Origin of the sequence: Streptomyces sp. NBC_00287 (assembly GCF_036173105.1) — a bacterium.
GTDB lineage: Bacteria > Actinomycetota > Actinomycetes > Streptomycetales > Streptomycetaceae > Streptomyces.
The window spans coordinates 5959705-5971572 of the sequence record NZ_CP108053.1; the positions used below are offsets into that span (position 1 = coordinate 5959705).

Annotated in this window: 15 protein-coding genes; 9 read left to right on the forward strand and 6 right to left on the reverse strand. The window is 69.9% G+C overall.

Annotation, left to right across the window (positions count from 1 at the left end):
• Nucleotides 1-68 precede the first annotated feature (68 nt).
• The 3 genes from OHT76_RS27290 (at nt 69) to msrA (ending at nt 2318) form a co-directional block, all read left to right on the forward strand.
• Nucleotides 69-1454 carry a phospholipase D family protein gene (locus OHT76_RS27290; protein WP_328873492.1) on the forward strand — a complete coding sequence of 462 codons (1386 nt, stop codon included), beginning with the start codon at nt 69-71 and terminating at the stop codon, nt 1452-1454.
• Nucleotides 1423-1683: a hypothetical protein gene (locus OHT76_RS27295; RefSeq protein ID WP_328873493.1), complete on the forward strand. Its 261-nt coding sequence runs from the start codon at nt 1423-1425 to the stop codon at nt 1681-1683. Before OHT76_RS27290 ends, OHT76_RS27295 begins: the two co-directional genes overlap by 32 nt.
• Nucleotides 1684-1805: 122 nt before the next feature.
• Entirely contained in the window at nt 1806-2318 is a 513-nt protein-coding gene (msrA, locus tag OHT76_RS27300) for a peptide-methionine (S)-S-oxide reductase MsrA (RefSeq protein ID WP_328873494.1), read from the forward strand.
• A gap of 40 nt (nt 2319-2358) precedes the next feature.
• Here the strand turns inward: msrA and OHT76_RS27305 are convergent, their stop codons facing one another.
• On the reverse strand, nt 2359-3477 hold the full coding sequence (locus OHT76_RS27305; protein WP_328873495.1) for a hypothetical protein: 1119 nt from the start codon (nt 3475-3477) through the stop codon (nt 2359-2361).
• A 122-nt stretch (nt 3478-3599) separates the two neighbouring features.
• Here OHT76_RS27305 and OHT76_RS27310 point away from each other — a divergent pair, with 122 nt between their 5' ends.
• Nucleotides 3600-4754: a cystathionine gamma-synthase gene (locus tag OHT76_RS27310; protein ID WP_328873496.1), complete on the forward strand. Its 1155-nt coding sequence runs from the start codon at nt 3600-3602 to the stop codon at nt 4752-4754.
• A 1-nt stretch (nt 4755) separates the two neighbouring features.
• On the opposite strand, the gene OHT76_RS27315 is transcribed toward OHT76_RS27310, so the two are convergent.
• The 3 genes from OHT76_RS27315 to OHT76_RS27325 all read right to left on the reverse strand — a co-directional run bounded on the left by OHT76_RS27315 (nt 4756) and on the right by OHT76_RS27325 (nt 6152).
• Nucleotides 4756-5004, reverse strand: coding sequence for a hypothetical protein (locus tag OHT76_RS27315; protein WP_328873497.1), 249 nt, complete (start codon nt 5002-5004; stop codon nt 4756-4758).
• Nucleotides 5001-5504, reverse strand: coding sequence for a sigma factor-like helix-turn-helix DNA-binding protein (locus OHT76_RS27320; RefSeq protein WP_328873498.1), 504 nt, complete (start codon nt 5502-5504; stop codon nt 5001-5003). Before OHT76_RS27320 ends, OHT76_RS27315 begins: the two co-directional genes overlap by 4 nt.
• A gap of 144 nt (nt 5505-5648) precedes the next feature.
• Nucleotides 5649-6152 (reverse strand): MarR family winged helix-turn-helix transcriptional regulator, encoded by a 504-nt coding sequence (locus OHT76_RS27325; RefSeq protein ID WP_328876632.1) that lies wholly within the window; start codon nt 6150-6152, stop codon nt 5649-5651.
• 161 nt (nt 6153-6313) lie between these two features.
• Here OHT76_RS27325 and ilvA point away from each other — a divergent pair, with 161 nt between their 5' ends.
• The 3 genes from ilvA (at nt 6314) to OHT76_RS27340 (ending at nt 9483) form a co-directional block, all read left to right on the forward strand.
• The gene (gene ilvA, locus OHT76_RS27330; protein WP_328873499.1) at nt 6314-7543 is read left to right on the forward strand and encodes a threonine ammonia-lyase; all 1230 of its coding nucleotides are present in this window, start codon (nt 6314-6316) and stop codon (nt 7541-7543) included.
• A 120-nt stretch (nt 7544-7663) separates the two neighbouring features.
• Entirely contained in the window at nt 7664-8641 is a 978-nt protein-coding gene (locus tag OHT76_RS27335) for an ATP-binding cassette domain-containing protein (protein WP_328873500.1), read from the forward strand.
• The gene (locus OHT76_RS27340; protein ID WP_328873501.1) at nt 8638-9483 is read left to right on the forward strand and encodes an ABC transporter permease; all 846 of its coding nucleotides are present in this window, start codon (nt 8638-8640) and stop codon (nt 9481-9483) included. Before OHT76_RS27335 ends, OHT76_RS27340 begins: the two co-directional genes overlap by 4 nt.
• A 61-nt stretch (nt 9484-9544) precedes the next feature.
• Here OHT76_RS27340 and greA read toward each other — a convergent pair whose 3' ends face one another.
• Both greA and OHT76_RS27350 read right to left on the reverse strand, forming a co-directional pair.
• Nucleotides 9545-10045: a transcription elongation factor GreA gene (greA, locus tag OHT76_RS27345; RefSeq protein WP_328873502.1), complete on the reverse strand. Its 501-nt coding sequence runs from the start codon at nt 10043-10045 to the stop codon at nt 9545-9547.
• Nucleotides 10046-10244: 199 nt separating this feature from the next.
• Entirely contained in the window at nt 10245-10643 is a 399-nt protein-coding gene (locus OHT76_RS27350) for a DUF4307 domain-containing protein (protein ID WP_328873503.1), read from the reverse strand.
• 137 nt (nt 10644-10780) lie between these two features.
• Between OHT76_RS27350 and mca the strand changes: the two genes are divergently transcribed.
• Together mca and OHT76_RS27360 are read left to right on the forward strand one after the other, a co-directional pair.
• Complete coding sequence (gene mca, locus OHT76_RS27355) at nt 10781-11641, forward strand: mycothiol conjugate amidase Mca (RefSeq protein ID WP_328876633.1); 861 nt, start codon at nt 10781-10783, stop codon at nt 11639-11641.
• The gene (locus tag OHT76_RS27360; RefSeq protein ID WP_328873504.1) at nt 11634-11867 is read left to right on the forward strand and encodes a hypothetical protein; all 234 of its coding nucleotides are present in this window, start codon (nt 11634-11636) and stop codon (nt 11865-11867) included. Before mca ends, OHT76_RS27360 begins: the two co-directional genes overlap by 8 nt.
• The last annotated feature ends 1 nt before the right edge of the window (nt 11868 follow it).

Consider the following 11868-nt stretch of genomic DNA (forward strand, 5'->3'; position numbering starts at 1 on the left):
CCCGCCCCCGGCCCCAGCGTGAGCGCCCCCGAACCGGGTACCTGGGTGCTGTCTGGAGGACCTGGGCCGTGGAACTCACCGACTGGCTGCTGACCCCGGGCGAACGCGGAAACAGCGCCACACGTTTGGACAGCCGCCGACCGGACCGAGCGGCTTGGTCGTACGGGAATGTCGTGCGGCCCCTCATCCACGGCGCGACGTACTTCCCGGCACTCCTCACCGCGATCCGCGCGCAGCGCGCCGGGGACCTGCTCCTGTTCACCGACTGGCGGGGCGACCCGGACGAGCGTCTCGACGGACCCGGCAGCGAAGTCGGTACCGTCCTGAGCGAGGCGGCCGAGCGGGGTGTGATCGTCAAAGGGCTGGTGTGGCGCTCCCATCTGGACAGCTTCCAGTTCAGTGAGGCCGAGAACCGTCACCTCGGCGCGGAGATCGAGGCGGCGGGCGGCGAGTGCCTGCTCGACATGCGGGTGCGCCCCGGCGGTTCGCACCACCAGAAGTTCGTCGTCCTGCGGCATCCCGACCGCCCCGAGCGCGACATCGCGTTCGTCGGCGGCATCGACCTGTGCCACAACCGCCACGACGACGCGTCGCACCGGGGCGACCCGCAGTCCCTGGCCATCGCCGACGCGTACGGCCCGCACCCACCGTGGCACGACGTCCAGCTCGCGCTGCGCGGACCGGCCGTCGGTGACATCGAGGCCGGCTTCCGCGAACGCTGGAACGACCCGGCACCGCTCACCCGCAGCCCGCTCGTCCGGCTGCGGGAGCTCGCTCACGGCGAGGACACCGAGGCGGACCCGCTGCCGCCCCAGCCACCAGACCCCGCGCCCTGCGGCACCCACACCCTCCAGGTCCTGCGCACCTACCCCAACCGGCTGCTGCGTGGCTACGACTTCGCCCCCGACGGCGAGCGCAGCATCGCGCGCGGCTACCGCAAGGCCCTGCGGCGGGCCCGGGCACTGATCTACCTGGAGGACCAGTACTTGTGGTCCCCGCACGTGGTGGAGTGCTTCGCCGAGGCGCTGAGAGCCAACTCCGGCTTGCGTCTGATCGCGGTCATCCCGGCGTTTCCCGAACAGGCGGGTCGGCTCACGCTCCCGATGAACCTGATCGGCCGGATCACGGCCCTGGACAGGCTCCGGCGCGCCGGTGGCGGGCGCGTCGCGGTGTATGGGCTGGAGAACCATGCCGGGACCCCGGTGTATGTGCACGCCAAGGTGTGCGTGATCGACGACGTGTGGGCCTCGGTCGGCTCCGACAACATCAATCTCCGTTCCTGGACCCATGACTCCGAACTCACCTGCGCCGTCCTCGACGAGACCACGGACCCACGCGAGCCGCGCGACCCCGGCGGTCTCGGCGACGGCGCGCGCCTTCGCCCGGAATCTGCGCCTGGAGCTCTCCCACGAGCACCTGGACATGGAGTCCCCCAGAACCTCCCAGGCACCTGACCCGCTCTGTGATCCCCGCACCGCCTACGACACCTTCGCGGCGACCGCCGCCGCACTGGACGAATGGCACGCGGGCGGCCGCCGCGGTCCGAGGCCCCCCGGCCGCCTGCGCACCTACCGACCGCCCACCCTCTCGCGTACGACCAAGGCGCTCTGCACGCCCCTGCACCGCCTCCTCGTCGACCCGGACGGCCGGCCCTTCATGCTGCGGCGCCGCAACGAGTACTGATGGGTTGGACGGGTGCGGAATCGCTCGGAACCCTCGCGCGTTGAGGACACTGGGCAGGGGATGCCGGTGGTGTGCGAGCCGAGTAGCCCGGGTGATCGAACCGACAGACATGGAGGGCCGTAATGGCTGCGCAGACGCAGAGGGCCGTGCTGGCCGGCGGGTGTTTCTGGGGGATGGAGGAGCTGATCCGCCGGCTCCCGGGCGTGACGTCGACCCGCGTCGGATACACGGGGGGTGATGTGCCGAACGCGACGTACCGTAACCACGGCACGCACGCGGAGGCCATCGAGATCCTTTTCGACCCCGAGAGGACCGACTTCCGCGCGCTCCTGGAGTTCTTCTTCCAGATCCACGACCCGAGCACCAAGAACCGCCAGGGCAACGACATCGGCCTCAGCTACCGCTCGGCGATCTACTACGTGGACGACGAGCAGAAGCGGATCGCCGAGGACACCATCGCGGATGTGGACGCCTCCGGACTGTGGCCCGGAAAGGTCGTCACCGAGGTGGAGCCGGTCGGCCCCTTCTGGGAGGCCGAGCCCGAGCACCAGGACTACCTGCAGCGTTACCCGGACGGCTACACCTGCCACTTCCCGCGCCCGGGATGGCGGCTGCCCGCCCGCGCGGAGGACTGACCGCGGGGCGCTCCGCGCCCCGCCCGCGCATTCCTCGGACTCAGTGCGGCAGCGTCGCCGGGCTGCCGCCGTTGGCCTCGTAGCCCGCCACCGCCAGCGCCCGGTACACCGCGAACTCCGCGGCCGGGTCCGGGGAGAGCGTCCAGGGCAGGGCGCCGACATGGCCGTCGACGTGTATCAGCTGGTTCATGGCCTCCGCCCAGCGCTCAGCGCGGACCAGGAAGAACACCAGCAGATGGCGGACGTGCGCCAGCATCGGGTCGTCGGGGCGCGCCGAGTGGACCGCGTGCAGCGCGCCGTGGATCGCCTTCGTCACGACCTCGCTCTGGTAGAAGCCGCTGACCAGATTGACCTCGGGCAGATGCTCGAAGACCGCGAAGAGGGGCATCGCGGCGAGCAGGGAACCCTGGGGTGCGCGGGCCGCCGCGGCCTCCGCGAAGCCGTACGCCTGCTCGCGCGAGCCGTGCCACTTTTCGCACCAGTAGTGCAGCGCGGCCAGATGGGCGCCCATGTGCGTCGGCGCCCGGTCCAGGATCTTCAGCCAGAGCTGCTCGAACTCCGGCTGCTCGTAGGCCAGTCCACGGGCCACCGACAGCTCGACGAGGTACGGGATCGGGTCACCGGGAGCCAGCAGAGCCGCCTCGCCGCAGGCCGCCTTGGCCTCCTCCATGATGATCCGGAACTCGTCCGTGCCGGGTGCCGCGGTGCGCCACGCCTGCTGTACCAGGAACTCCGCGTGCACCGCCGCGCCGCCCGCGTCCTTGGGCTGCTCGGCCCGCCACACCCGCAGCCACTGCCCGCCGGGCGTGTCACTGACCCCGCCGGGACGCTGCTGGAGCTCCAGCGAGGCGGCGCCCGCGAAGGCCTGCACCCGCTGCCAGCGCAGCTCGCCCTCCGTCTCGGTGCCCGCGAGCAGCTGCGAGGCCGCGCGATAGTCCTGGGTGCGCTGCACCAGGTCCAGCACGTCCAGCAGGTCCTGGTCGGGTCCGGGCATCCGGACGTCCAGCTCCTCCTGCCGTACGAAGCCGTAGTTCGCCGGGTCCGCGGCGTCCGGGTGCCCCGGCGGGACCTGCTCGATCATGCCTCGCCTGCGCCGCATGAACGGCAACACCACAAAGCCGATCATGACCAGCGCCACCAGAAGCCAGAGAATCTCCATGCCACAAGCGTTCCAGACCGGACTGACAATTGGCCAACCCGGTCCGCGGCCCTGTGGACGACTGCCTGGGGAAAACTCCTCCGCCCGCCATCAGCGTTGTCGGAGCATTACGCTCGTGACCCATGAGCGACAGGCACATCAGTCAGCACTTCGAGACGCTCGCCATCCACGCGGGCAACACGGCGGACCCCCTCACCGGGGCGGTCGTCCCGCCGATCTATCAGGTCTCGACCTACAAGCAGGACGGCGTCGGCGGCCTGCGCGGCGGCTACGAGTACAGCCGTAGCGCCAACCCCACCAGGACCGCCCTTGAGGAGAACCTCGCGGCCCTCGAAGGCGGCCGTCGCGGGCTCGCGTTCGCGTCCGGACTGGCGGCCGAGGACTGCCTGCTGCGTACGCTGCTCAGCCCCGGCGACCACGTGGTCATCCCCAACGACGCGTACGGCGGCACGTTCCGCCTCTTCGCGAAGGTCGTTGCCCGCTGGGGTGTGGAGTGGTCGGTCGCCGACACCAGCGACCCCGCCGCCGTACGCGCCGCGATCACCCCGAAGACCAAGGCCGTCTGGGTGGAGACCCCCTCCAACCCGCTGCTCGGCATCACCGACATCGCCGCGGTCGCCCAGATCGCCCGGGACGCGGGCGCGAAGCTCGTCGTCGACAACACCTTCGCCACGCCCTACCTCCAGCAGCCGCTGTCGCTCGGCGCCGATGTCGTCGTGCACTCCCTGACCAAGTACATGGGCGGCCACTCCGACGTCGTCGGCGGTGCGCTGATCGTGAACGACGAGGGCCTCGGCGAGGAACTGGCCTTCCACCAGAACGCGATGGGCGCGGTCGCCGGTCCCTTCGACTCCTGGCTGGTGCTGCGCGGCACCAAGACGCTGTCGGTGCGCATGGACCGGCACAGCGAGAACGCCACCAAGGTCGCCGACATGCTCACCCGGCACGCGCGCGTGACGAAGGTGCTCTACCCGGGCCTGCCCGAGCACCCCGGTCACGAGATCGCCGCCAAGCAGATGCGGTCCTTCGGCGGCATGATCTCCTTCCAGGTCGCGGGCGGCGAGGAGGCGGCCGTCGAGGTCTGCAACCGCGCCAAGGTGTTCACGCTCGGCGAGTCCCTCGGCGGTGTCGAGTCGCTGATCGAGCACCCGGGCCGGATGACCCACGCCTCCGCGGCCGGCTCCGCCCTGGAGGTGCCCGCCGACCTGGTCCGCCTGTCCGTGGGCATCGAGAACGTGGAGGACCTCCTGGAGGACCTCCAGCAGGCGCTCGGCTAGATCACCAGCCCGTGAGCGGTGGAGTCACCTCCGACGGTGGCTCCACCCACGGGCGTGCCATCAGCGCCCACACCACGAACGCCACCGTCGCGGCGAACATCAGCAGCCACATCAGCCGCAGCGCTGCTCTGCGGCGCCGCAGTATCTTGGCGCCGCGCCGGACGGCGTCCGCACCGAGGCCGGGCGGCACCGCCGGGGGCGTGCGCTCCATGATCCGCCGTACGGCGGCCTCCCGTTCGCTCCGGTTCATGACGCCGCCGCTCTCGCTCGTACGACCGCCGGGGCGGGCCCCCGCGGCGGATGCAGCAGGGTCGCCGTCGCCCGGTCGCAGATGGTCCGTACCCGCTCGACGGGCAGGCCGAGCAGGGCCGCCGTCTGTTCCTCGGCGACCCCCTCGTACAGCCTGAGGACGAGGATCAGACGTTCCTGCGGGCCGAGGACGGCCAGCGGGCTGTCGGGGTGCGGGCGGGCCCGGCCGAGACCGCCGTACTGATGCCACGCCCCGCGCGCGAAGCGGGTGGCCAGATACTGACGGGCGTGGTCGTAGGGATCCTCGCCGCGCAGCCGGTCCCAGCCGGCGTACGTATGGGCGAGGGCGAGCGCCAGCAGGCGCCGCGCGCGTGGGTTGTCGGCCGGTGCCTCCGCCGTGAGCAGCGTCGCGGTGTGCAGCAGCCGGCCCGCCGCGCCCGCGACGAACGCCTCGAACTCCCGGGCCCGGCGCGCGTCTTGGAACGCATGCCGTTCTCGCACCGCTCCTCCCGCCTGAGGGCGACCCCCTGAGTCAGCGGATCCCGGCCACGCACGGACGTACGAAGGGGACCCGGTTTCATATGAGGCCAGGGGCGGCCCGGGGTCAAGAGTCCGACGGCACGCGCGTGCGCGGGCTCAGGAGGCTCAGGCGGGTGTCGGCTCCGCCCCCGGCAGGCCGTGCGCGGCCATTCGGGCGGACAGTGCGGTGTTGAAGCGTGTGAGGAGCGTGCAGAACGCCTCGCGCTCCTCCGGCGCCCAGTCGTGTGTCAGCTCGGCCATCAACTGACGACGTGAGGAGCGCACTTCCTCCAGCCGGGACTGCCCGCGCGGGGAGAGCTGGAGCACCACGGCCCGCCCGTCCTCGGGGTGCGAGGTGCGCTTGACGAGCCCGGTGTCGACCAGCGGTGCCACCTGCCGGGTGACGGTCGACGAGTCGATCCCCATGCTTGCGGCGAGCGCCTTGACCCCCATGGGGCCTTCCTTGTCGAGGCGGTTGAGCAGCAGGTATGCGGCGCGGTCCATGGAGTTGCGCACCTGCCCGACCCCGCCGAGCCGGGTCTGTTCGGCACGGCGGGCGAACACCGCCACCTCGTGCTGCAGCGTGTCGAGGAGACCGGTGTCACCGACGGTCGACATGTCCATCGACATTCCAGGTGTTGTGGGCATGGCCGGGGGCTCACTTCATGAAGGGTGCTGGGTTGGGGGACAGGTTACGCGGATGGGAGGCGGGCCGTACCGGCGCTGCGCAAACCAGTCTCGGTGGTTGGTCACAGCGGGAGTCCGCACGTGTGAACTGCGAGACTTGAGTCATGAGCTACCGCAAGGCCGACCTACTGCCACCGGTCACGCTCGATGACGTGCGCGGCGCCCAGAAGATGCTCACGGGCGTGGCCCGCGTGACCGCGATGGAGGGCAGCAGACACCTGTCCCAGCTCGTGGGCGCGCCGGTGCACCTCAAGTGCGAGAACCTGCAGCGGACGGGCTCGTTCAAGCTGCGCGGCGCCTACGTCCGGATCGCCGGACTGCTGCCGGAGGAGCGGGCCGCGGGGGTCGTCGCGGCGAGCGCCGGCAACCACGCGCAGGGCGTCGCGCTCGCATCCGCCCTGCTCGGGGTGGCCTCGACGGTGTTCATGCCGAAGGGCGCCCCGCTACCGAAGATCAGCGCCACCAGGGAGTACGGCGCCGAGGTGCGCCTGTACGGACAGGTGGTCGACGAGACGCTGGCCGCCGCGCAGGAGTACGCGGCCGAGACCGGCGCGGTGTTCATCCACCCCTTCGACCACCCCGACATCATCGCGGGCCAGGGCACGGTCGGCCTGGAGATCCTGGAGCAGTGCCCGGAGGTGCGCACGATCGTCGTCGGCATCGGCGGCGGCGGGCTCGCGGCCGGGATCGCCGTCGCGGTGAAGGCCATCCGGCCGGATGTGCGGATCGTGGGTGTGCAGGCGGCGGGCGCGGCGGCGTATCCGCCCTCGCTGGCGGCCGGGCATCCGGTGTCGGTGGAGAATCCGGCGACGATGGCCGACGGCATCAAGGTCGGGCGGCCCGGCGATGTGCCGTTCCGGATCATCGGAGATCTGGTGGACGAGGTCCGTACGGTCACCGAGGACGAGCTGTCCACGGCCTTGCTGCTGTGCCTGGAGCGGGCCAAGCTGGTCGTCGAGCCCGCCGGGGCGAGCCCGGTCGCGGCGCTGCTGAGCGATCCAGGCGCCTTCGAAGGCCCAGTCGTCGCGGTGCTGTCCGGCGGCAACGTCGACCCGGTGCTGATGCAGCGGGTGCTGCGGCACGGCATGGCGGCGCAGGGCCGCTACCTGGCCGTACGGCTGCGTCTCACGGACCGGCCGGGCGCGCTCGCGACGCTGCTCGGGGTGTTGTCAGTGGTCGACGCTAACGTCCTCGACGTGAGCCATGTGCGGACCGATCCCCGGCTCGGGCTCACGGAGGCGGAGGTCGAGCTGCACCTGGAGACGAAGGGTCCGGTGCACTGCGCCGAGGTCGGCCAGGCCCTACGCGAGGCCGGCTACACGGTCATCGACTGAGGTCAGAGGCGCTCAGTCACTCGTTCGAGTAATTCCATTGAGAGACGCGATACATCGCGTTATGGTGTGTGTCGTGCAACCCAGGCTTACCGAAGAATCCCCGACGACGCGGAGACTCATATGCCAGGCGCCATCCATGCCGAAGGTCTGGTGAAGACTTTCGGCGACGTAAGGGCACTGGACGGTGTCGACCTCGATGTACCCGAAGGCACCGTCCTCGGCCTGCTCGGGCCGAACGGCGCGGGCAAGACCACCACCGTCCGCTGCCTGACCACCCTGCTGCGCCCCGACAGCGGCAAGGCCGTCGTCGCCGGTATCGACGTGCTCAAGCACCCCGATGCCGTGCGCCGCTCGATCGGTCTGTCCGGCCAGTTCGCGGCGGTCGACGAATACCTGACCGGCCGCGAGAACCTCCAGATGGTCGGCCAGCTCTACCAGATGAAGGCGAAGCAGGCGAAGGTCCGCGCGCAGGACCTGCTGGAGCAGTTCGACCTCGCCGACGCCGCCGACCGCCCCACCAAGACCTACTCGGGCGGTATGCGCCGCCGCCTCGACCTCGCGGCGGCCCTGGTGGTCTCACCGCCTGTGATGTTCATGGACGAGCCGACCACCGGTCTCGACCCGCGCAACCGCCAACTGCTGTGGGACGTCATCAAGCGACTGGTCTCCGGCGGTACGACCCTGCTGCTGACCACCCAGTATCTGGAGGAGGCCGACCACCTCGCCCATGACATCGCCGTCGTCGACCACGGCCATGTCATCGCCCAGGGCACCTCCGACCAGCTCAAGGCCCGCACCGGCGGCGAGCGCGTCGAGGTCGTGGTGCACGAGCGCGAGCACATGCGGACCGCCTCGGAGGTACTGAGCGGCTTCGGCAAGGGCGAGACCACCATCGAGGAGCACATGCGCAAGCTCACCGTCCCGGTGACCGGCGGCGCGAAGCTCCTCGCCGAGGTCATCCGCGAGCTGGACACCCGCGGTATCGAGATCGACGACATCGGGCTGCGCCGCCCGACCCTCGACGACGTCTTCATGTCCCTGACGGGACACGCGGCCGAGGCGAAGGACAAGGAACCCGAAGAGGAGGCAGTCAAGTGAGCGCCGTCACCGACGCCGTGCCGGTCACGGCCCCCGCACACCCGCTCGTCCAGTCCGCCAGGGACTCCCTGGTCGTGGCCAAGCGGAATCTGCTCCGTATGTCCAGGATCCCGGAGATGGTCATCTTCGGGCTGATCCAGCCGATCATGTTCGTGGTGCTGTTCAGCTATGTCTTCGGCGGATCCATGAACATCGGCGGCACCACGGACTCCTCCGTCTACCGCGAGTTCCTGATGGCCGGCATCTTCGCGCAGACCGTCACCTTCGCCACCGCTGGCGCCGGGGCCGGCATCGCCGACGACATGCACAAGGGGCTCATCGACCGCTTCCGCTCGCTGCCCATGGCCCGGGGCGCGGTGCTCACCGGCCGGACCCTGGCCGACCTGGTGCAGACGGCGCTCACGCTGTTCGTGCTGGCGATAGTCGCGCTTCTGGTGGGCTGGCGGACCCACACCACCTTCGGCGAGGTGCTCGGCGCCTTCGGGCTGCTGCTTCTGCTCGGATACGCGTTCACCTGGGTCGGAGCCCTGATCGGCCTGTCCGTGCGCACCCCGGAGGCGGCCACCTCGGGCGGACTGATCTGGCTGTTCCCGGTCACGTTCATCTCGAACGCGTTCGTGGACTCCAGCCGGATGACCCCCTGGCTGCAGCATGTCGCCGACTGGAACCCCTTCAGCGCCACGGTCCAGGCCTGCCGCGAGCTCTTCGGCAACCCCGGGGTCTCGAACTCCGACGCCTGGCCCATGCAGCACCCGGTGTGGGCGTCACTGATCTACTCGATCCTGATCGTCGCCATATTCCGGACGCTGGCGGTCCGCAAGTACCGCTCCGCGGCGGCATGACGACGCCCCCGGCGTCACTGGGACGCCGGGGGCGCGTCAAGGGCGTACGGGACCGGTGTGGTCAGCCGCTGTACGGCTCGGCCTTCAGGATCCGCACCGAGGCCTTCCTGCCGTTCGGCAGCTCGTACTCCGCGTCCTCGCCGACCTTGTGGCCGATCACGCCGGAGCCCAGCGGGGACTGCGGGGAGTAGGTCTCGATGTCGGAGCTCGCGTACTCACGCGAGGCGAGCAGGAAGGACATGGTGTCGTCCTCGTCACCGTCGAAGGCGATCGTCACGACCATGCCGGGCGCGACCTCGCCCTCCGCCGACGTCGGCGCCTCGCCGACCTGCGCGTTCTCGAGAAGCTGGGTCAGCTGGCGCACACGGAGCTCCTGCTTGCCCTGCTCCTCCTTGGCCGCGTGGTACCCGCCGTTCTCGCGCAGGTCGCCCTCCTCGCGCGCGGCCGCGATCTTGGCGGCGATCTCCGTGCGCGCAGGACCAGTAAGGTACGCAAGCTCGTCCTTGAGCTTGTTGTACGCCTCCTGGGTCAGCCAGGTGACGGACTCGCTGGTCTGGGTCACAGGTGCTCCTCGTCGGTACTGGGAATACAAAGCATCGCCCTACCCAGAAGAATGTTCCTTCACGGATGGGCGAAACCACGAGCCTAACAATTCCATGGCGCCAGGGGGAGGACATAAGCCACCAGAATTACGTCAACGCAGGTCAGCGCCTACGTATTGCGGGCGAACCCGTATCCCGGCCCGGCCGCGTCAGGCTGAGTCAGTCCGCGTGACAGCCGAGCAGCTCGGCGGTCGTGCCCTCCGACGTCGTACGCAGCGTGACGACCTTGTCGATCCGTGTGGCGTCCCCGTCGAAGCGGAAGTCCGCCCGGCCCACCTCGGCGCCGCTCTCCGCCTGCGAGCGGACGGTGCAGTAGCCGGAGGCGCCGGCGTCCTTGCGGACCTCCAGATGCACCTTCACCGAGGTCTTCGTGAAGTCGTACTCGATGATCTCGGCGCTGATCTTGTTCTGGCCGACGTAGTGGTAGCCGAAGAACCCCACCACCGCGATCAGCAGTACTCCGAGGACGGCGGCGGCGAGCTTGAGACGGCGGTCTGCGCGCTCGTCCGAGGAGCGGCCGTAGCGGCCCTCGGGCGGTCGCGTGCTCGCCGTGGTCATGATCGTCCTCTCGGCGGGGCCGGGCCCCGGAATTATTCGGCCCCCGATTCGGTCACTATAGAAGCCGCCGTATGCGCCCGTTCACACGGGGGGCGCCGACCGACGAGGATTGAGTCTTGACTGACCAGCTGCGACTGATGGCCGTTCACGCCCACCCCGACGACGAGTCGAGCAAGGGCGCGGCCACCATGGCGAAGTACGTGTCCGAGGGGGTGGACGTGCTGGTCGTGACCTGCACGGGTGGGGAGCGTGGCTCCATCCTGAACCCCAAGCTCCAGGGCGACACGTACATCGAGGAGAACATCCACGAGGTACGCAAGAAGGAGATGGACGAGGCCCGCGAGATCCTCGGCGTCAAGCAGGAGTGGCTCGGCTTCGTCGACTCGGGCCTGCCCGAGGGCGACCCACTGCCGCCGCTGCCCGAGGGCTGTTTCGCTCTGGAGGACGTCGACAAGGCGTCCGGCGAGCTGGTGCGGAAGATCCGCTCCTTCCGTCCGCAGGTGATCACCACCTATGACGAGAACGGCGGTTACCCGCACCCCGACCACATCATGACCCACAAGATCTCGATGGTGGCCTTCGAGGGCGCGGCGGACACCGAGAAGTACCCGGAGGACGAGTACGGGCCCGCGTACCAGCCGCAGAAGCTCTACTACAACCAGGGCTTCAACCGCCCCCGCACCGAGGCGCTGCACCAGGCGCTGCTGGACCGCGGCCTGGAGTCGCCGTACGGGGAGTGGCTCAAGCGCTGGGACGAGTTCGAGCGCACCGAGCGGACGCTGACCACGCATGTCCCGTGCGCCGAGTTCTTCGAGATCCGCGACAAGGCCCTGATCGCGCACCGCACGCAGATCGACCCCGACGGCGGCTGGTTCCGCGTGCCGATGGAGCTCCAGAAGGAGGTCTGGCCGACGGAGGAGTACGAGCTGGCGAAGTCCCTCGTCGATACCTCCCTCCCCGAGGACGACCTCTTCGCGGGCGTCCGCGACAATGCCTGACATGAGCGCAAGCGCAAGCCTGGCAATGACCCAGCTGGCCACCCTCGCCAAGGAGGTCGACGACGACAAGGTCACCCCCGGCGTCCTCGGCTTCATCGTCTTCGCGGTGATGGCCCTGGCCGTGTGGGGCCTGATGAAGTCGATGAACAAGCACATGGGCAAGGTGGCCTTCACCGAGACCCCGGACCCGAAGGCGGACGCCTCCGGGGACTCCGCGAAGGACTAGC